2 protein-coding genes are annotated in these 22,354 nt (G+C 74.7%); both read right to left on the bottom strand.

Annotation, left to right across the window (positions count from 1 at the left end; genetic code table 11):
* Nucleotides 1-74 precede the first annotated feature (74 nt).
* Nucleotides 75-275 carry an MbtH family protein gene (locus tag OHA30_RS03350; protein ID WP_328912281.1) on the bottom strand — a complete coding sequence of 67 codons (201 nt, stop codon included), beginning with the start codon at nt 273-275 and terminating at the stop codon, nt 75-77.
* The gene (locus OHA30_RS03345; protein ID WP_405785862.1) at nt 272-22,354 is read right to left on the bottom strand and encodes a non-ribosomal peptide synthase/polyketide synthase; all 22,083 of its coding nucleotides are present in this window, start codon (nt 22,352-22,354) and stop codon (nt 272-274) included. Before OHA30_RS03345 ends, OHA30_RS03350 begins: the two co-directional genes overlap by 4 nt.

Raw genomic sequence — 22,354 nt, 5'->3', positions numbered from 1 at the left:
ACGCGAAGGGGGGCAGGCCCGCGGGCCTGCCCCCCTTTTCTTTGTCCGCGTGTTCTCTGTCCGCGCGCCCCGGACTACCCCTCGATGAGGCTCTTGGGGCGCATGTCCGTCCAGTGCGTCTCGACGTACTCCAGGCACTCCTGGCGGCCGGCCGGGCCGTGGACGGCCGTCCAGCCCGCCGGGGTGTCGACGAAGTCCGGCCACAGGCTGTGCTGGCCCTCGTCGTTGACGAGGACGAGGTAGACGCCCTCCGGGTTCTCGAAGGGGTTGCTCATGCTCCAGCTTCCTTTCGCTTGACGAGGGCTTCCAGGGCCAGGAACCAGGTCCGTGCCAGGTCCCGTACGGCCTCCTCGGTGAGGAGACCGGCGGCATAGGCCCAGTGGGCGCCCAGCTCCGGACCGCCGGGGCGGTCCTCGGTCAGGGCGTTGAGGGTGAGGGCGTGCGACATCGGCATGCCCGGGTCGGCGTCGAGGTCGGCGGCGTCGCTCTCCTCGGCGTACGACCAGTCGGCGGCCTCGGGGTGCTCGAAGCGGCCCATGTAGTTGAACTCGATCTGTGGTTCGCCGAGCCGTGCCAGCTCCGGCGCGGTCAGCGGGTTGAGGTGCCGCAGCAGACCGTGGCCGGTGCCCGCCACGGGCGGGGCCGCCAGCGCTTCCTTGACCCGGGCCAGGGCCTCGTCCAGGGCCGGGCCGCCGGCGAAGGCGTCGGCCAGGTCGACGGCGCCCGGGTCCAGCCGGACCGGGACGACGCTGGTGAACCAGCCCACCGTACGGGACAGATCGGCCCCGCCGGACAGCTCCTCCTCGCGGCCGTGGCCCTCCAGGTCCACCAGTACGGCATTCCCCGAGCCGCCCGGGCTACCCGAACCACCGGGCCCGCCCGAGCCGCCGGGCCCGCCCGAACCACCGGGCCCGCCCGAGCCGCCGGACGCGCCCGATTCCAGGATCCGCCCGCGCCAGTCGGCCACCGCCAGTGCGAACCCCGTCAGCAGTACGTCGTTGACGGTGGCGCCGTAAGCGGCCGGCACCCGGCCCAGCAGCGGCCCGGTCACCTCGGCGGGCAGCGTCAGCGACAGATAGCGGGTGGTCTCGACGGTGTCCCGCGCCGGGTCCAGCGGCCGGTCCAGCGGCAGGGCGGCGCCCTCGGCCAGGACCGAGGTCCACAGCGGGAGTTCATCCTCGCGCGCCGGGTCCTTCGCCCGCGCCGCCAGCAGTTCCGACCAGCGGCGGAAGGAGATGTCGACCGGGGGGAGGTCGGGGGCGCGCCCTGCCGAGACGGCCTCCCAGGCGGCGGCGAGGTCGGGCAGCAGGACACGCCAGGAGACCCCGTCGATCACCAGGTGGTGGACGAGCAGCAGCAGCCGCCCGGGACGCTCCGGACCCGCGTCGAACCAGACCGCCCGCACCATGTCGCCGGTGTCCGGGTCGAGTCCGTCCCGCGCGCCGGCCGCGCGCTCGGCGATCACCGAGCGCAGCGCCGCGTCGTCGGCGCCGGCCGCATCGGCGCGGCTCAGCCAGGACGCGACATCGGCCGTACCGGGCGCAGGCACACGCAGCGCCCAGGTCTCCCCGGGCCCGGTACGGGTCCGCTCCAGCCGGGCCCGCAGCATGTCGTGCCGGTCGGCCACCGCCCGCAGCACCGAGAGCAGTTGCTCCTCGTCCAGGCCCGCGGGGGTGCGCAGCAGCGCCGCCTGGTGGTAGCCGCGGATCGGGCCGCCGCGCTCGCGCAGCGCGTGCATGATCGGCGTGAGCGGGACCGGGCCGGTGCCGTCGTCGTGGGTCACGGCCCGGTCCTGGGGGGCCAGCGGCACGGCGACCGCCGCCAGCGCGCCCACGTCGCGGTGCTGGAACACCTGGCGCGGGGTGACCCGCCAGCCCGCCGCGCGGGCCCGTACCACCAGCTGCATGGCGACGATGCTGTCGCCGCCGAGCGCGAAGAAGTCGTCGTCGGTGCCGACGGACTCCTCCGCCAGGCCCAGCACCTCGGCGAAGACCGCGCACAGGGCGCGCTCGGTCTCGTTCGCCGGCCCGCGGCCGCCCGTCGCCGCCGTGAAGTCCGGCGCGGGCAGCGCCTTGCGGTCCGTCTTGCCGTTGCTCAGCAGCGGCAGCCGGTCCAGCACCACGACGGCCGCCGGCACCATGTACTCCGGCAATGTGGCCGCCACGTGCGCCCGCAGCGCCGCCGGATCGGCGACCGCGCCCTCGGCGGGGACGACATAGCCGACCAGCTGCCTGACCCGGGGCCGGTCCTCGCGGACGACGACCACGGCCCGCCCGACCGCCGGGTGTGTGTCCAACGCGGCCTCCACCTCGGCCAGTTCGATGCGGTAGCCGCGGATCTTGACCTGGTCGTCGGACCGGCCGGCGTACTCCAGCAGACCGTCCGGGGTCCACCGGGCCAGGTCGCCCGTGCGGTACATCCGCGCGCCCGCCGGCCCGTACGGATCGGCGACGAACCGCTCGGCCGTCAGATCCGGGCGGCCGAGATAGCCGCGGGCCAGCCCCGCACCCGACAGATACAGCTCCCCGGTGACACCGGGCAGCACCGGACGCAGCGCCGCGTCCAGGACATACGCCCGCGAGTTGTGCACCGGGCGGCCGACGACCGGGCGGTCGCTGTCACGGACCCGGCCCACGAGGGCGTCGACGGTCGCCTCGGTGGGCCCGTAGAGATTGAACGCCTCCGTGGTGCGCAGCGATCCCAACTCGGTCCAGAGCGAGTCCGGCACGGCCTCACCGCCGACTCCGACCACGGCCAGCGGGCACACACCGTCCCGGATCAGGCCGACCGCGGCCATCTGCGCCAGGAAGGACGGCGTGACCTCGATGAAGTCCAGCTCCCTGTCCCGGATCAGGGCGGCGAGCAGTTCGGGGTCGCGCCGGGTCTCGTCGTCCACGATGTGCAGGGCGTGCCCGTCAAGCAGCCACAGCTGCGGCTGCCAGGACGCGTCGAAGGAGAACGACCAGGCGTGCCCCACCCGCAGATGCCGCCGGCCGGTCAACTCCTTGGCGCGGTCGTGCAGATCGTGGCGGTGACTGTGAAAGAGGTTGGCGACGCTGCCGTGGGTGACCACGACCCCCTTGGGTCGGCCGGTCGAGCCCGAGGTGTAAATGACATACGCCGGGTGACCGGGGGCCGGTGCCACCGGCTCCCGCTCCGGCTCGCCGTCGAGAGCGTCGAGGGTGTCGATCAGCAGCACGGGCAGGTCCGGTACGGCCGGATCCGGTACGGGCAGCGCGGCGGCTCGTTCGGCCGTGGTCAGGACCAGGCACGGACGGGTGTCGGCGAGCATGTCGCGCACCCGCTCGGCGGGCAGGTCCGCGTCGAGCGGCAGATAGGCCGCGCCCGCTTTGAGCACCCCCAGGATCGCGGTGATGTGCTCGGCCGTGCGCGGCAGCGACAGCGCCACGTACCGCTCGGGGCCCGCTCCCCGGGCGGCGAGCACCCGTGCCAACCGCTCGGCCCGGGCGTCGAGTTCGGCGAAGGTCCAGGTGACCGTTCCGTCGGTGACGGCGACCGCGTCGGGGGAGGCCGCGACCTGCGCCGCGAAGAGCGCGGGCACGGTGGTCGCCGGAGCGGGCAGGGCGTTGTCGTTCCACGTGTCCAGGACCGTACGGCGGGTGGCGGGCGTGAGGACGTCGAGCCGTCCCACCGGCAGCTCCGGGTCGGCGGCCATCGCCGCGAACAGGGCGGTCATCGCGTCCGCGATCTGTGCGGCCCGCTCCGGCGTGAACAGATCGGGCCGGAACTCCGCCGTCAGCCGCAGCCGTTCGCCCGGCTCGACGGCCCACGCGAACGGGTAGTGCGTGGAGTCCTCATGGTCAAGGACGGTGCTGCGGGGCCCGTCGGACTCCGGGTCGTCCGCGACGGGATACGACTCGAAGACGACGAGGCTGTCGAAGAGTTCGCCGAGTCCCGCGCCGCGCTGGATGTCGGAAAGGCCCAGATACTGATGGTCCATCAGCCGGGACTGCTCGTCCTGCAACCGGCCCAGGAAGGCGCCCACCGGTTCCCGGTCGAGCGGCCGCACCCGTACCGGCACGGTGTTGATGAACAGGCCGATCATCGCGTCGACCCCGTCCAGCTCCGGCGGCCGTCCGGCGACGGTCGCGCCGAAGACCACGTCCTCGCGTCCGGTCAGCCGCGCCAGCACAATCCCCCAGGCACCCTGGACCAGGGTGTTCACGGTCAGCCCGCGACTTCGGGCGAACGCGGTGAGCCCGGCGGTCAGTTCGGCGTCCAGCTCGACGGTGTGCGTGGCCGGGACGACCGGCGCCCGGTTGGGGTCGGCCGGCACCAGCCGGGTCGGCTCGTCCAGACCTTCGAGCGCCTGCGCCCACGCGGCGGCCGAGGCGGCCGTGTCCTGGCGGCCGAGCCACCGCAGATACTCGCGGTACGGGACCGGCGCGGGCGGCACCTTGCCCTCGTACAGCTCCCACAGCTCGGCGACCAGACGCGGCACCGACCAGCCGTCCAGCAGCAGATGCTGATGGGACAGCACGAGCCGGTGGCGCCGCTCGCCCAGTCGCACCAGCAGCAGCCGCAGCAGGGGCGGCTGCGCGGGGTCGAAGCGCCGCCGCTCCTGGAGCAGCAGCCGGTCCCACTCGGCCGCCGTGTCCGCGCGGCCGGTCAGGTCCACCTGCCGCCAGGGCAGCGGCACGGACCTCGGGACGACGGCCACGGTCCGCCCGGAGGACAGATAGCGGAAGCCCGACCGCAGGCTCTCGTGCCGGTCCAGCAGGGCCTGTCCCGCCGCCCGCACCCGCGCCGGGTCCAGGGCGCCCTCGACCTCGTACGACACCTGGACGGTGTAGACGTCCGGGCCGGTGTCGCCGGAGTCGAAGGAGGCGTGGAAGAGCAGCCCGGCCTGGAGCGGGGACAGCGGCAGCACTTCCGCGCCCGCTGTGGCGCTGAGTTCCGCCCGCTCGTCGTCGGTGAGCGCGGGCAGCAGCCCGGCGCCGTCGTCGGCGGCGGGCGCCACCGCGTCACCTGCGACCGCGGCCAGGGCGGCGGCCGTCCGGTGCCGGAAGACATCCCGGGGGCTGATCGTCAGCCCGGCGGCCCGGACCCGGCCGACCAGCTGCATCGCGATGATGCTCTCGCCGCCCAGCGCGAAGAAGTCGTCGTCGGGGCCGACGCGTTCGAGCCCCAGCACCCCGGCGATCAGCCCGCACAGCAGCTCCTCGCGCGGGGTGCGCGGCGCCGTCTCGGACACTTCGGCCGCGAAGTCCGGCGCGGGCAGGGCCCGGCGGTCGAGCTTCCCGCTCGGGGTGAGCGGCAGGCCGTCGAGGACCAGGAACGCGGACGGCACCATGTGCTCCGGCAGTTCCGCCGCCACGTGGGCCCGCAACTCCGCTGCCTGCGGCCGCTGTCCGGCGGCCGGCACCGCGTAGGCCACCAGCCGCTCGTCACGGACGAGGACGGCGGCGTGGGCGACGGCCGGGTGCCGGGCCAGTACCGCTTCGATCTCGCCCGGTTCGACCCGGAAACCGCGCAGCTTGACCTGGTCGTCGACCCGGCCCAGGTACTCCAGTTCGCCGTCCCGGGTCCAGCGCGCCAGGTCGCCCGTGCGGTACATCCGCGCGCCCGCCGGGCCGTACGGATCGGCGGTGAACCGCTCGGCGGTCAGGGCCGCCCGGCCGAGGTAGCCGCGGGCCAGCTGCGCGCCCGCGAGATACAACTCCCCGGGCACGCCCGGCGGTTGCGGCCGTAGGGAGCCGTCCAGCACATAGGTCCTGGTGTTCCACACCGGGCGGCCGATCGGGACGGCGGCCGCCCCGGGGGCGACCTGCCGGGCGGTGACGTCGACGGACGCCTCGGTGGGCCCGTACAGATTGTGCAACTCCACACCGGCCAGCACCTGGTGGAACCGCTCCGCCAGCGGCGCCGGCAGCGCCTCGCCGCTGCACACCACCCGCCGCAGGACGCCCGCGGCGCCGGCGGCGGAAGGCTCCGCCAGGAACGCCCGGAGCATCGACGGCACGAAGTGCGCGGTGGTGACGCCCTGCCCGGCGATCAGTCCGGCCAGGTACGCCGGGTCCTTGTGCCCCTCCGGCCGCGCCACGACCAGCGTCGCGCCCGAGATCAGCGGCAGGAAGAACTCCCACACCGACACGTCGAAACTCGACGGGGTCTTCTGGAGCACGCGCTCTGCCGGGCCGATCCCGTAGGTGTCCCGCATCCACAGCAGCCGGTTGACGATGCCCGACTGCGGCACGACCACGCCCTTGGGCCGGCCGGTCGACCCCGAGGTGTAGATCACGTATGCCGGGTGCCGCGGGTCGTACGACTCCGGCAGTGCGCGACCGGCGTCGGTGTCCCCGGCGGGTGTTCCCCCGGCGTCGACCGGCAGGCGGGGGGCGCCGGAGTCCGGGAGCGTGACGCCCTCGGTGGTGATCACGCAGGCCGGCCGGGCGTCGGCGAGCATGAACGCCAGCCGTTCGGCCGGGTAGTCGGTGTCGAGCGGCAGATAGGCGCCGCCCGCCCGGTGCACCGCCAGCAAGGCCACCACCAGCGCCGTCGAGCGCGGCAGGGCGACGGCGACCGTGGTCTCCGGGCCGACGCCCGCCCCCGCCAGGGCGCGCGCCAGCCGCTCGACGCGCGAGTCCAGCTCGGCGTAGGTCAGTTCGGTGTCCTCGAAGACCAGCGCGGTCGCCGTCGGTGTCCGCTCGGCCTGGGCCCGGAAGAGCTCCGGCAGGGTCGGCGCGGGCACCTCGTGGGAGGTGGCGTTCCAGCCGTCGAGCACCGCCTCGCGCTCGTCGGGCCCGAGGACGTCCAGCTGTCCGACCGGCCGCTCGGGGGTGTCCGCGACCTGCTCCAGCAGGCCGACCAGGCGCCGGCCCAGCGCCTCGGCGGTCGACCGCTCGAAGAGGTCGGCGCTGTACTCGATCCAGCCCTCGATCCCGCGGCCCACACCCTGCTCGACGAAGTCGAAGCCGAGGTCGAACTTCGCGGTGTCCTGGCCGACCGGCTCAGGACGCACCTCAAGACCGGCAAGGTCCGGGGCGCCGCCGCGTCCGGCGATGTGCACGACCATCACCTGGAACAGCGGGTGCCGGGCCAGCGAACGCGTGGGGTTCAGCTCCTCGACCAGCCGCTCGAAGGGCAGGTCCTGGTGCTCGTAGGCGGCGAGGTCGGTCTCCCGCACCCGGCGCAGCACCTCCGTGAACGCGGGGTCCCCGGACAGATCGGTGCGCAGCACCAGCGAGTTGACGAAGCAGCCGACCAGGTTCTCCAGTTGCTCGTCGCCGCGTCCCGACACCGGTACGCCCAGCGGGATGTCGTCGCCCGCGCCGAGCCGGTGCAGCAGCGCGGCCACCGCGGCCTGCGTGACCATGAACAGGCTGGTGCCCTCGCGGCGGGCCAGCTCGCGCAGCCTGCCCTCCAGCTCCGGCGGGACGGTGAAGCCGACCGTGCCGCCGGCGTGCCCGGACTCCGCGGGCCGGGGCCGGTCGGCGGGCAGCGCCAGTTCCGCGGGCAGATCGCTCAACTGCCGGGTCCAGTAGGCGAGCAGATCCTCGCCGGTCTCCTCAAGCAGCTCCCGCTGCCACAGGGCGTAGTCGGCGTAACTCACCGGCAGCGGCGCCCAGTCGGGGGCGCGGCCCGCCGCGCGCGCCGCGTAGGCGGCGCTCAGGTCGGCCAGCAGCGGCCGGTCGGACCACTCGTCGGTGGCGATGTGGTGCAGCAGGAGCAGCAGGACGTGCTCGTCGGGCCCGGTCGCGCACAGCGAGACCCGCAGCGGCGGTTCGTGCGCGAGGTCGAAGACATGGCCGGCCGCCCGCGCGAGGGCGTCGTACGGCTCGGTGCGGATCTCGACGCGCGCCTGCCCGGGGTCCAGGACCCGCTGGTACGGCACGCCGTCCTCGGCCGGGAAGACCGTGCGCAGGGCGGCGTGCCGGGCGACGAGGTCGTCGACCGCCGCTTGCAGCGCGGCGCGGTCCAGGGCACCGGTGATCCGCCACGCGGCCGGGATGTTGTACGCCGTGTTCGGGCCGTCGACCTGGTGCAGCAGCCACAGCCGCCGCTGGGCGGAGGACAGCGGCAGCCGCTCCGGGTGCGGGCGGTCCGCGCCGAGCGCGGGACGGGACCGGTCGCGCTCCTCGTCCAGGCACGCCGCGATCCGGGCGACGGTCGGTGCGTCGAAGACCGTGCGCAGCGACACCTCGGCGCCCAGGACCGTACGGATCCGGCTGACCAGCCGCATCGCGAGCAGCGAGTGGCCGCCCAGGGCGAAGAAGTCGTCGTCGACACCGACCCGCTCCACCTCCAGGGCGGCCGCGAACAGCTCGCACAGCGCCTCCTCGCGCGGGGTGCGCGGCAGGCGGCCGGCCGCGGCCGGGGCGAAGTCCGGGGCGGGCAGCGCGGACCGGTCGAGCTTGCCGTTGACCGTGCGCGGCAGCGCGTCGAGCGCGACGAAGGCGGCCGGCACCATGTGCTCGGGCAGCCTCGCCGCCGCGTGGGCGCGCAGGGACGCCCGGTCGGCCGCGCCGCCGGAGGCGGGCACCACGTACGCGACGAGCCGGGGCACGCCCGGTTGGTCCTCGCGGACGACGACGGCCGCGGCGGACACGTCCGGGTGCGTGGCGACGACGGACTCGATCTCGCCCGGCTCGACCCGGAAACCGCGCAGCTTGACCTGGTCGTCGGCGCGGCCGAGGAAGGCGAGCGTCCCGTCGGCGCGGCGCCGCACCAGGTCGCCCGTGCGGTACATGCGCGCGCCCGGCCCGCCGAAGGGGTCGGCGACGAAGCGGCCGGCGGTCAGCGCCGGACGGTTGAGGTAGCCGCGGGCCAGCCCCTCGCCGGACAGATACAGCTCGCCGGGCACCCCGACGGGCGCCGGCCGCAGCCGCTCGTCCAGCACGTGGGCGCGGATGTTGTCCACCGGGGCCGCCCAGTCGGTGCCGCCGCTGTGCCGGCCGTCCGTGCCGCCGCTGTGCCAGCCGTAGGCGTCGACCGCGCACTCGGTGGGCCCGTACAGGTCGTGCACGGCCGTGCCGGGCAGTTCCGTCAGCCGCCGCCACAGCGCGGCGGGGGTCGCCTCGCCACCGACGGACAGGACGGCGGGGACCCGGCTGCCCGACGCCAGGAAGCCGTGGTGCGTCAGTTCGCGCAGATAGGTGGGCGTGAGGTCGACGTAGTCGATCCCCGCCCGCTCGATGTACGCGAGCAGCGCGGCCGGGTCCAGCACGGTGGTCTCGTCGGGGACGTGCAGCTCATGGCCCGCGAGCAGCCACAGCAGCGGGTCCCAGGAGCCGTCGAAGCTGAACGACGCGTTGTGCACGGCCCGCAGCCGCTCGCGCCCGGTGTCGCGTACGGCCGGGCCGATCAGGTCCCGCAGATGCGCGCCGAAGAGGTTGCCCAGACCGCGGTGGGTGCCCACGACGCCCTTGGGCGTGCCGGTGGAGCCGGAGGTGTAGATCGTGTACGCGGCCGACAGCGGCGGGTACGCGACGGGTTCCCCTACCCCGGCGGCCGGGAGCGGCGGGTACGCGACGGGTTCGCGTACCCCGGCGGTCGGGAGCGGTCCGTCCAGGAGCAGCCGCTCGACGCCCGGCGTCGCGGGTACCCGGTCGGCCAGGGCCGCGGTGGTCAGCACGCACACCGGGGCCGCGTCGGTCAGCATGAACTCCAGGCGCTGAGCCGGGTGTTCGGGGTCCAGCGGCAGATAGGCCGCGCCGGAGGCCAGCACACCGAGGATCGCCGGGACGATCTCGCGTCGCGGCAGGGCCAGCGCCACCACGGCGCCCTCCCCGGCGCCGTGCCGCCGCAGCAGGGCGGCGAGGGCGTCCACCCGGGCGCCCAGCTCGGCGAAGGTCAGCCGCCCGTCGCCCGTGACCAGGGCCGTGCGGTCCGGATGTGCTCGTACGGTGTCGGCCAGGATCTCCGGCACCGCCCGCGTCTCCAGCGGGTGGGCGGTGTCGTTCCAGCTTCCGGTCGACGCCTCCCGCTCGGCGGCGGTGAGCACATCGAGCGCGCGCACCTCGCGGTCGGGGTCCTGCGCGGCCTGCCGCAGCAGCAGTACCAGCCGGTCGATCAGCAGCCCGGCCGTCCCCGGGTCCACGAGGTCGGCCGCGTACTCCAGCAGCAGCGTCATCCGGCCCGCCTCGCCCTGGTCCACGCAGGTGAAGTCGAGGTCGAACTTGGCCGTGCCGGTGTCCATGTCGGACCACCGCGCCGGCAGTCCCAGCAGGTCCGGGTCGCCGTCGGGCCGGTAGTGGTAGCCCAGCATCACCTGGAACAGCGGGTTGCGGCCCGCGACGCGGGGCGGGTTGACGGCCTCCACGACCCGGTCGAAGGGCAGGTCCTGGTGCTCGAAGGCGGCCAGCGCGGACTCTCTTACCCGGCGGAGCAGTTGACGGAACGTCAGCTCGTCCCCGGACAGATCGGTCCGCAGGACGAGGGTGTTGACGAAGAAGCCGACCAGCTCGTCCAGCGCGCTGTCCGTGCGTCCCGAGATCGGCGCGCCGAGCGGGATGTCGTCACCCGCGCCCAGCCGGTGCAGCAGAGCGGCCGTGGCCGCCTGGAACACCATGAACATACTGGTCCCCGTCGCGGCGGACAGCTCGCGCAGCGCCCGCCCGACCTCGGACGGCACCTCGCGCCGTACCGTGCCGCCGCGCCCGGTGGACTCCGCGGGGCGCGGCCGGTCCAGCGGCAGCGCCAGCTCCTCGGGCAGCCCGCGCAACCGCTCGGTCCAGTAGGCGAGTTGCCGCTCGCCGACCTGGGACAGCAGCCGCTCCTGCCAGAGCGTGTAGTCGGCGTACTGCGCGGGCAGCGGTGTCCAACTCGGCGCCTGGCCCGCCGCGCGGGCGGTGTAGGCGGCGTCGAGGTCCGCGAGGAACGGGCGGTCGGACCACTCGTCGGTGGTGATGTGGTGCAGCACCAGCGCCACCACATGGTCGTCGGCGCCGAGCCGGAACACCTCGCAGCGCAGCGGGAGTTCCGCCGACAGATCGAACGGGCGCCGCTGCGCCGACCCGATCAGCGCGGGCAGTTCCTCCTCGGCGCACCCGGTCACGACGAACGACGGCTCGGCCCGCGGCGCCGGGACGATCCGCTGCCAGGGTTCGCCGCCGTCCACCTCGACGAGCGTGCGCAGCGACTCGTGCCGGCCCGCCACGTCGCACAGCGCCTGCCGCAGCGCCGCCGGGTCCAGCTCACCGCGCAGCCGCGCGACCAGCGGGAAGTTGTACGCCGCCCCTCCGCCGGTGATCCGCTCCACCAGCCACAGCCGGCGCTGGGCCGCCGACAGCGGAACGCGCTCGGGCCGCCGTACCACCGGGGTGACCGCCGGACGGGCGGGCCCGCCGGCCTCCGCGCGACCGGCCAGCAGCGCGGGCGTGGGCGCCTCGAAGAGGTCACGGATGGCGAGTTCGGCGCCCAGCTCGGTACGGGCGCGGCTGACCAGCCGGGTCGCGAGCAGCGAATGGCCGCCCAGGTCGAAGAAGTTGTCCTCGGCCCCGACCGAGGGCAGGGCCAGCACCTCGGCGAAGAGCCGGCACAGCACCTCCTCGCGCGGGGTGCGCGGGCCGCGGCCGCCGCCCGTGGCGACCGCGGGTGCGGCGTCGGGCAGCGCCCGTACGTCCAGCTTCCCGTTGTCGTTCATCGGCAGCCGGTCAAGGGTGACGAAGGCCGCCGGGACCATGTAGTCGGGCAGTTGCCGCTTGAGGTCCTCGCGCAGCCGCCGTACGAGACCGGCCTCGTCACGGGCCGCGGTCGGGTCGGAGGTGTACGGGGCCGTGCCGCCGCCCGGCGCGTACAGCCCGTCGGCCAGCCGGAGGTCCCCGGCCGGTACGAACACCGCGTCGTAGGCGCCCGCTTCGCGCGACCAGGTGGTCAGCACGCGCAGGCCCAGCTCGGCGCCCAGGTCGTGCAGCGTCTCCGGGTCGACGCCGTCGCTCCGGGTGCGGCCGTCGGGAACACCCGTGACGCGCAGCCGTTCCGGGCGCTCGGCGCGCAGCCGGCCGGGCAGTTCCGGGTCCCACGCGGTCACCGGTTCGCCGCCCAGGACGAGATCGGGCTCGCCCTTGTACAGCACCGCGTCGTACCGATGCCGGGTCAGCTCGTTGTGGTGCCGGCCGCGCTTGGTCCGCAGGTCGACGCGGTAGCCGAGCGCCGTGAAGTAGTCGGGGTCGACGAGGAGTTCCTTCTCCAGCCGCAGACCCCGCTCGACCGCGCGGTCCACAGCGTCCTCGGCCGTGCCGCGGGCGCGCTGGATCTCGGTGTGGAAGGTGCGGGCGAGCCGCAGATTGCGGACGTCGCCGACGAAGAGCGCGCCGCCGGGGGCCAGCAGGTCCATCGCGCCGCGGATGACGGAGGTCAGATAGTCGGCGCTCGGGAAGTACTGGATGACGGAGTTGATGACGATCGTGTCGAACCAGCCGGTGGGCAGGCCGCTCAGGTCGTCGGCCGGGCGGCAGCGCAGCTCCACCTTCGCCGCCAGCTCCGGGTCGCGGCGCAGGTCCTCGCCGATCTTGCGGATGACGGGGGCGGCGAAGTCCGTGGCCCAGTACGCCTCGGCCGCGGGCGCGAGACGGGACAGAAGCAGGCCGGAGCCGACGCCGATCTCCAGGACACGGCGGGGCCGCAGCTCGCCGATGCGCGCGAGCGTGGCCTCCCGCCACTCGTGCATGTGCGCGAAGGGGATGGGCTGTCCGTCGTAGGAGCTGTCCCAGCCCGCGTACTCCTCCTCGAAGACGGCGGTGGAGATCTCCTCGTACTCGTCGGAGTAGATCTCCTGCCACTCGCCGACCCGGGTCGCCTCCGCGGACTTCCGCTCCCGCTCGTCGAGTTGGGCCGGTACGACATAGCCGACGAGCCGGTCCTCGCGGACGAGCACGGCGGCCTGGGACACCTGCGGGTGGCGGCTGAGCGCGGTCTCGATCTCGCCGAGCTCGACCCGGTAGCCGCGGATCTTCACCTGGTCGTCGGTGCGGCCCAGGAAGTCCAGATTGCCTCCGCCGGCCTCGGGGGACCCCGGGCGACGGCGCACCAGGTCGCCCGTGCGGTACATACGCTCGCCGGGCAGGCCGAACGGGTCGGCCACGAACCTCTCGGCGGTCAGGCCCGGCCGGTCGAGATAGCCGCGGGCGAGCCCGACGCCCGCGATGTACAGCTCACCGGGGACACCGTCGGGCACCGGCCGCAGCCAGCTGTCGAGGATGTGGGCGCGCGTGCCGCGGATGGGCCGGCCGACGGTGGGGGTGGCACTGTCGTGCGTGCCGCCGCCGAGCGTGTTGATCGTGTACTCGGTCGGGCCGTAGAGGTTGTAGCCGTACGTCCCCTCGGTGTCGCGCAGCCGCGACCACACCGTCTCGGAGACGGCCTCGCCGCCGAGCAGCACCAGCGGCGGGACATGCCCCTCCAGCAGTCCTTCCTCGATCAGCAGCCGGGCATAGGTCGGGGTGACGTTGACGACGTCGATCCGGTGCCGCTCGCAGTACGCCACCAGGGCCTCGGCGTCACGCCGCAACTCTTCGTCGCACACGTGCACTTCATGGCCCTCGACCAGCCAGAGCAGTTCCTCCCACGACATGTCGAAGGCGAAGGAGACGGTGTGCGCGATGCGCAGCCGGCGCCCGCCGGCCGAGGCGACGGCCGGGGCGAAGATCTCCTTCTGGTGGTTGAGCCGCATATTCGTCAGACCCCGGTAGGGCGTGACAACGCCCTTGGGGCGGCCGGTGGAACCCGAGGTGTAGATGACATAGGCCGGGTGCTCCGGGCTGAACGAGACCGCGACCGGGCCGGCGGGCAGCGCCGCGAGTTCCGCCGTCACCGCCGGGTCGTCGAGCAGGACACGCGGCAGATCGCCCTCAAGTCCCGCCGAGACGGCCCGCGTGGTGAGCAGGAGCAGCGGCCGGGCGTCCCCGAGCATCAGGGACAGGCGTTCGGCCGGGTAGTCCAGTTCGAGCGGCAGATAGGCGGCGCCGGTGCGCAGCACCGCGAAGAGCGCCACGACCATGTCGGTGGACCGGGGCAGCCCGAGCGCGACGACCCGCTCCGGGCCCGCGCCCCGGGCCAGCAGCAGCCGGGCCATCCGGTTCACGGCCGTGTCGAGAGCGGCGTAGGTCAGGGTCCGGTCGCCGAAGACCAGCGCCGTGGCGTCCGGGGTGCGGGCCGCCTGGGCGGCGAGCAGATCGGCGACGGTCTCCTCCGGCACGGGCACCCGGCTGTCCGCCCACCGCCGCTCCAGCGCGGCGCGTTCGCCCGGCAGCAGCGGGTCGAGACCGCCGACCGGCGCTGCCAGGTCCCGGGCCATCCGCTCCAGCAGCGTGGTGAAGCGGTCCAGCAGCGCGCGTGCCGTGGCGTGCCCGACGGTGTCGGGGCGGTGGGCGAGGGTGACCTGAACGCGTCGGCCCGGTGTCACCACGAGGTTGACGGGATAGTGGGTCGCGTCGACGTTGGCGACGGCGGAGGCGCCGTGCCGCTCGCGCAGCCGCTCCAGACGTTCCCCGGTGTCGTTGTTGCGGAGCACGAACAGTGTGTCGAACAGCCGCCGGTGCCCGGTCTCGGCCTGGAGCACACCCAGGCCCAGATGCTCGTACGGCATCAGCTCCAGGCGCTCGCGCTGGACCCGCCGCAGCAGGTCGAGCACCGGCTCGGCCGGGTCGAAGGCGACGCGCGCGGGCACGGTGTTGAGGAACATGCCGATGATGTGCTCGACGTCGGGGACCTCGCTGGGCCGGCCGGCCACCGTCGTACCGAACACCACGTCGGTGCGGCCGGTCGCCGACGCGAGGGTCAGCCCCCACGCCGCGTTGAGGACGGTGTTCAGCGTCAGTCCGTGCGCCCGCCCGCTCTCGACCAGCAGTTCGCCCAGCTCAGCGGGGAGCAGCACGTCCAACTGCTCGGGAATGACCGGCTCAAGGCCCGCGTCGGCGGCGGCCGGCACCAGCAGCGTCGGCTCCTCCAGCCCGGCGAGCGCGCGGCGCCAGGCGGCGGTGGCGGCGGTGTCGTCCTGACGGTCGAGCCAGGTCAGATAGTCCCGGTAGGAGCCGGGACGGGGGAGCGCGGAGTCGTCGCCGCCCGTCTCGTACAGATCGAAGAGCTGGTCCAGCAGGAGCCACGCGGACCAGCCGTCCCACAGGATCAGATGGCGTCCGACGACCAGCCGGTCGCCGCGCTCCGCGCCGAGCCGGACCAGCAGCATCCGGAACAGCGGCGGCGCCGACAGGTCGAAGCGGCGGGACCGCTCCTCGTCCATCAGCGCGCGCAGCCGTACGTCCTGGTCGGCCGCAGGCAGCGCGGACAGGTCCACCTCCTCCAGCGGGACCGCCGGGTCCTCGACGATGAACTGCACCGGCCGGCGCTGCCCCTCGCTGGTGAACCCCGCCCGCAGGCTGGGGTTGCGGGCCAGCAGGGTGCGCGCGGCGGCGCGCAGCCGGTCCGCGTCCAGGCGCACGGCGAAGTCGAAGGACTCGTGGACGGTGTAGACGTCCAGGGCGCCGTCGTCGTAGGTGGAGTGGAAGAACAGGCCCTCCTGGAGCGGGGCCAGCGGCCAGATGTCCACCACCCGGCTCGCCGTGAGGCCGTGGACGCGGGCCGACTCCTCGGCGGTCAGCTCCAACGGGACGGGCGCGGGAGCGGCTTCGGCCGTCGCGGTGGCGGAGGCCGCCACCGCGAGGGCCGCGGGGGTGCGGTGCTCGAACACATCGCGCGGGCTCAGCTCCAGGCCCGCCGCGCGGGCCCGGCTGGACACGCCGATCGAGCTGATGCTGTCGCCGCCGAGCAGGAAGAAGTCGTCGTCCGCGCCGACCTCGTCCCGGCCCAGCACGGCCGCGAACACCGCGGTGAGCAGCTGCTCCCGCTCGGTCGCGGGCGCGCGCGGCACGGCCCGCTCCTCCTCGGGCGCGGGCAGCGCCGCGCGGTCCAGCTTGCCGCTCGGCGTGAGCGGCAGCGCGGCGAGCACGACGAAGGCGTCGGGCACCATGGGCGCGGGCAGCGCCGCGGCCGCAGCGGCGCGCAGCTCCGAGGTGCCGGTCCGCCCGCCGCGTGCCGGGACGACGTACGCGACCAGCCGCTGCTCCCGTACGGTCACCGCGGCCTGGGCCACGCCCGCGTCCCGTACGAGCGCGGCCTCGATCTCGCCGGGCTCGATCCGGTTGCCGCGCAGCTTCACCTGCCGGTCGGTGCGGCCCAGATAGACGACGGTGCCGTCCGCCCGGCGCCGTACGAGATCCCCGGTGCGGTACATGCGCGTGCCGGGGTCGCCGTAGGGGTCGGCGACGAAGCGGTCGGCGGTCAGCCCGGGGCGGTCGTGGTAGCCGCGGGCCAACTGCACGCCGGTCAGATACAGCTCGCCGGGCACACCGGCGGGCACCGGCCGCAGGCAGGTGTCCAGCACACGCAGCCCGGTGTTCCACACCGGCCGGCCGATGGGCACGGTCGTACCGGGCTCGCCGTCGTACGGGTGGTACGTCACGTCCACGGCGGCCTCGGTCGGGCCGTACAGATTGTGCAGCGGCACTCCGGTGAGCGCGTGCCAGCGGGCAGCGGCCTCCCCGGCCAGCGCCTCGCCGCTGCTGAACACCCGGCGCAGGCTCGCCGCCCACGACGGGTCGGCGGTCACCTCCGGCGTGCTCAGGAAGGCTTCCAGCATCGACGGTACGAAGTGCGTCGTGGTGACGCCCCGGGCCCGGATCAGCTCCGCGAGACAGACCGGGTCCCGGTGCCCGTCGGGCGCGGCGAGCACGATCGCGGCGCCCTCGCACAGCGGCCAGAAGAACTCCCACACGCTCACGTCGAAGCTGGACGGGGTCTTCTGGAGCACCCGGTCGTCCGGCGTCAGCCCGTACTCGCCCTGCATCCACGCCAGGCGGTTGACGACGGCCCGGTGGGTGACGACGACGCCCTTGGGGCGGCCGGTCGAGCCGGAGGTGTAGATCAGATAGGCGGGGGAGTCGGGGCCGGCCGGGACGGACTCCGGGTACGCGTCCTCGTCGGTGTCCGCGGCGTCGTCGTCGAGGACCAGCGCCGACAGGCCGTCCGCGCGGGGCAGCCGGGGCGCGGCGGCGGCCGTGGTCACGACCGTGGCGGCGCCCGAGTCGGCGAGCATGTAGGCCACGCGGTCGGCCGGGTAGTCGAGATCGACCGGCAGATAGCCGGCCCCGGACTTCAGGACGGCCAGGAGCGCGACCACGAGTTCGGCCGAACGCGGCACGGCGACGGCGACGAACCGCTCCGCCCGGGCGCCGCGGGCGCGCAGCCGGCGGGCGAGCGCCTCGGCGCGGGCGTCCAGTTCCGCGTAGCTCAGCGTCGTGTCACCGAAGACGACGGCGGTGGCGTCCGGGGTGCGGGCCGCCCGGGCCGCGAAGGCGGCGGCGAGCGTGGTCTCCGGGACCGCGCGGGCGGAGCCCCGGAGATGGGCCGAGGCCCGTTCGCGCGGGGAGAGCAGATCGACGTCGGCGGAGGTACGGGTGCCGGGGTCGTCGGCGATCGCGTGCAGCACGCGGGCGAGCCGGTCGGCGACGTCCTGGACGGCCGCGGCGTCGAGCCGCCGCGCGTGGTGCTTGAGCCGCAGGTCGAGACGGCGGCCCGGCTTGACGATCAGCGCCAGCGGATAGTGCACCGTGTCGAGGAAGGTGTGCCCGGTGATCCGGACGGCGCCGGACGGATCGGTCGGCCCGGACTCGGCCGGGTAGTTCTCGAAGACCACGAGGGTGTCGAAGAGGTCACCGGCGTCGGAGTGCCCGGCGAAACGCTGCACCTCGGCGAGGCCGAGGTGCTGATGGTCGAGCAGGGCGCTCTGCTCGTCCTGCAACCGCCTCAGCAGCTCCCCGAGCCGGTCGGAGGGGGCCCAGCGGAAGCGGGTCGGCAGGGTGTTGATGAAGAGGCCGACCATCGACTCGATGCCGTCGACGGCCGTGTCGCGGCCCGAGACGGTCGTGCCGAAGACCACGTCCTGACGTCCCGTCAGTCCGCCCAGCAGCAGGCCCCACGCGCCCTGCACCACCGTGCCGAGCGTCACTCCGTGCTCCCGCGCGCGGGCCGCCAGCCGGGCGGTGACGCGCTCGGACAGCTCGACCCGGATCTGCGCGGGCTCGATCGGGCCGCCGTCCGCGGGCACCTCGGCCAGCCGGGTCGGCTCCAGCCCGGTGAGCGCGTCGTGCCAGGCCGTGCGGGCCGCGTCCCGGTCGGCGGCGGCGAGCCGGCGCAGATGGGCGCGGTACGGGGCGACGGCCGGCAGCGCGGCGGGCGCGTCCCCGTACAGGGCCATCAGCTCGCGGTGGATCACCGGCAACGACCAGCCGTCCGCGACGATGTGATGGAACGTCAGAAGCAGTCGGCTACGGTCGTCCCCGAGCCGGATCAGCGCCAGGCGCATCAGCGGCGCCCGGGCCAGGTCGAACGGGCGGGCCCGCTCGTCGGCCGCGATCCCGTCCGCGAGGGTGCCGCGCAGCGCGTCGTCCCGGGAGGTGAGGTCCACCTCCCGCCACGGCAGCGCCGGCCGGGCGGCCGTCAGCTGCACCGGCCGGCCGTCGGCGAGCTGCCGGAAGCAGGCGCGCAGTGGGGCATGGCGGTCCAGCAGCCGTTCGGCGCCGAGGCGCAGGGCGGAGGCGTCCACCGGTCCTGACAGCTCGATCGCCTGCTGCACGACGTAGGTGTCGTGGTCGGCGCCGTCCACCAGGGAGTGGAAGAAGAAGCCCTCCTGGAGCGGGCTCAGCGGCAGCACTTCTTCGACGGTGACCGGGTGGTCGCCTTGGAGGGCGGCGAGTTCGTCCTCGGTGAGGGGCACCAGGGCGCGGTCGTCGGTGTCCGTGCCCGCCGAGCCGCCGTCGGCTCCTTCAGGTTCGGCGACTTCCGCGAGCGCGGCGACCGTGCGGTGCCGGAAGACATCCCTGGGCGTGAGGCGCAGTCCGGCCCGGCGGGCCAGGACGAGCAGCTGGATGGCGACGATGCTGTCGCCGCCGAGGGCGAAGAAGTCGTCGTCGATGGTGACCGAGCGCAGACCGAGCACCTGCGCGTACAGCCCGCACAGCAGTTCGTCGCGGGCGTCGCGCGGGGCACGGCCGGAGCTGAGCGCGCCGTAGTCGGGCACGGGCAGGCCCGCGTTGTCGAGCTTGCCGCTGGGGGTGACCGGCAGCCGGTCGAGGGGTACGAGGGCGGCCGGGACCATGTACGCGGGCAGCCGTTCGGCGGCGTGGGCGCGCAGGGTACGCATCAGCCGGTCGACGTCGCGGAAGGGCGCGGGCCGGTTGGCGTGCGGGTGTGCGCCGCCGGGGCGGTAGAGCGTGCCGAACGCGGTGTCGTCGCCGCGCGCGAACACGGCGTCCAGCCTGCCGTCCGCGGCGGAGCCGTCCCAGGTGAGGGCGGTCCGGTAGCCGTGGCGGGCGGCGAGCGCGCGCAGCGCCTCCGGCTCCACGCCGTCGGCGCCGGGGCCGCTGCTGCCGTCGAGCGCGCCGAGCGCGGCCAGGTCTTCCGTCAGCCGGGCGTTGGGCACCGCGCCGACCCGCAGCAGGTCCGGGCGCCCCTCGCCGGACAGCACTGCGGACAGGGCGTCGAGGCCGCCGAGCGCCGACCACGCGATCTCGGCGGCGGGAGCGGCGGGGGCGGCCGGGTCGTCTTCCGCGGGTGTGCCCGTGGGCCGGAGCACCACGTCGTAGCGGTAGCGGGTCAGCTCGTTGTGGTGCGTGCCGCGCTTGACCCGGATGTCGGCGGTGAAGCCCTCCAGTGACGCGAAGTAGTCGGGGTCCAGGAGCAGTTCGCCCTCCCACGCCACCGACCGGTCCACGGCCGCGCGCAGCGCGTCCTTGTCGTCCGCGCCCGTGCGCCCGCTCTCCACCGCCGCCCGCAGGGTGCGCAGCAGCCGCAGATTGCGGACGTCGCCGACGAAGAGCGCGCCGCCGGGCGCCAGGAGGGTCGCGGCCTTGCGCAGGACGTCCGTCAGATAGTCGGCGCTCGGGAAGTACTGGGCCACGGAGTTGACGACGACCGTGTCGAACCAGCCCTCCGGGAGCCCGGAGGTGTCGTGCGCGGCGCGGGCCAGCAGCTCCACCCGGTCCGCGAGCCCCGGCTCGGCCCGGATCTGCTCGTCGAGGGCGCGGATCGCCTGCTCGGAGACGTCGGTGCCCCAGTACGCCTCGCAGTCCGGCGCGACACGTGACAGCAGCAGGCCGCTGCCGACGCCGATCTCCAGCACGCGGCGCGGACGCAGCGCGGTGATCCGGTCCACCGTCGTCGCCCGCCACTCGCGCATCTCCGCGAGCGGGATCGGCAGCCCGTCGTACATGCTGTTCCAGCCCGCGAAGTTCTCCTGGAAGCCCTCGGACCCCGCGGCGGTGTAGAGGAGTTCGTGCAGGTCCTTCCAGTCGGCGACCTCCGCCTCGCCGTCGAGCGAGGGCACCACGTACGCGGCGAGCCGGCGGTCGCCCGGCCGGTCCTCGCGGATCACGACGGCGGCCTGGTCGACCAGGGGGTGGGCGCGCAGCACGGACTCGATCTCGCCCGGCTCGACGCGGAAACCGCGGATCTTGAGCTGGCTGTCGACGCGGCCGAGGAACTCCAGCCGTCCGTCGGCCTTCCACCGCACCAGGTCGCCGGTGCGGTACAGCCGCTCGCCGGGCGGGCCGTACGGGTCGGCGACGAAGCGCTCGGCCGTCAGGTCGGGCCGTCCGAGATAGCCCCGGGCGAGCCCCGATCCGCCGAGGTACAGCTCACCGGTGACCCCGGCGGGCACGGGCCGCAGCCGCCCGTCGAGGACATAGGCGCGGGTGCCGGGATCGGGTACGCCGATGGGCACGACGGTGCCGGTCGGGGTGTCCGGGTCGCACAGGCCCAGGGTGGAGTTGGTGGTCGCCTCGGTGGGGCCGTAGGCGTTGAACATCATGCGGCCGCGCGCGTACCGGCGCACCAGCTCGGGGGAGACCCGCTCGGTGCCGGCCAGCAGTGTCGCGCCTGCGGGCAGATGGACGTCGTCCGGCATCGCGGCGAGCAGCGCCGGCGGCAGGATCATGAAGGTGACGCCCTGGGCGTTGGCGTAGTCGGCCAGCGGCGCTCCGGGCACCCGGCGCTCGGACGGCACGACGACGAGCCGTCCGCCGGAGAGCAGGCCGAGGCACAGGTCCCAGAAGGCCACGTCGAAGCTGGGGGAGGCGAATTGCAGCACCCGGCTGTGCGGTCCGATGCCGAAGCGCTCGGTCTGTGTGGCGACGAGCCCCGCGACCCCGGCGTGGGACAGCACGACGCCCTTGGGACGCCCGGTGGAGCCGGAGGTGTAGATCACGTAGGCCGCGTGGGCGACGGACAGCCGTCCCCCGAGATCCGGGCCGTGGGCCGGGGCGGCCGCCAGTTCGGCGGCGGTCTCCTCGGTGTCCAGCAGCAGGGCGGTCGCGGCCGGGGGCAGTTCGGGCAGGTCGCCGGCCACCTCGGCGGTCGTGACCACACAGACCGGTGCCGCGTCGGCGAGCATGTAGCCGACCCGGTCGGCCGGGTAGTCGGTGTCGACGGGCAGGTAGGCGGCGCCGGACTTGAGCACCGCGACCTGGGCGACGATCAGTTCGGCCGAGCGCGGCACGGCCAGCGCCACCACGCGGTCGGGGCCCGCGCCCCGGGCGGTCAGCGCGTGCGCCAGCCGGTTGGCGCGTGCGTCGAGTTCACGGTAGGTGAGCCGGGTGTCCTCGAAGACGAGGGCGGTCTCGTCGGGCCGGGCGCGGACCTGCGCGGCGAACATCTGCGGCCAGGTCGCGGCGGGGACGTCGTGCGCGGTGTCGTTCCACTCGACAAGAACGCGGTGCCGCTCCGCCTCGTCCAGCAGCTCCAGTTCGCCGACGGCGCGGTCGGACCGGGCCACGGCGTCCGCCAGGAGCGTCGCGTAGTGGGTCAGCAGCCGGTCGACGGTGCCGGCGGTGAACAGACCGGGGGAGTACGTGGCGTGGACCTCGCCGCCGTCCGTGCGCAGCGCCAGGTCCAGCGGACCGCCGTCCCAACGCCCCTCGCCGAAAGCGGTGTTGCACAACAGCCCACCGCCGCGCGTCGGTTCGGGCCGCAGCTCGGCCGTCAGCGCGGACAGCGGTACGCGGTGCGCCGCGGCATCCTCGCGGACGGCGGCGACCCGGTCGCACAACTCGGCGAACGTGGTGCCGTCCTCGCACGCCACCCGCAGCGGGAGACCGTCGTGCGCGACGGCCACTTCGCCCGCGCCGCCGCCGTAGCGGTGCAACAGCGCCACGAAGGCGGCGAGTTCGGCGACCGTGCCGGCCGGCCCGGACCCCAGGGCGCGGGACCGGGTGAGCACGGGCGCCGAAAGACGCGTCGGATAGGGGAAGTCGACGGGAAGGACGCTCTCGCGCGGGAGCGGAAGCAGCCGCCCACGCCAGAAGTCCCTTGCCGCCGCTGTCAGTTTTCCAGTACCCGACAC

Origin of the sequence: Streptomyces sp. NBC_00223 (genome assembly GCF_036199905.1) — a bacterium.
Taxonomy (GTDB): domain Bacteria; phylum Actinomycetota; class Actinomycetes; order Streptomycetales; family Streptomycetaceae; genus Actinacidiphila.
This window is presented reverse-complemented; position numbering and strand designations above follow the sequence as displayed.

Bases quoted from the DNA above. Each gene is read 5' to 3' on its own strand.
- OHA30_RS03350 (WP_328912281.1), bottom strand. From the start codon at position 275: ATGAGCAACCCCTTCGAGAACCCGGAGGGCGTCTACCTCGTCCTCGTC.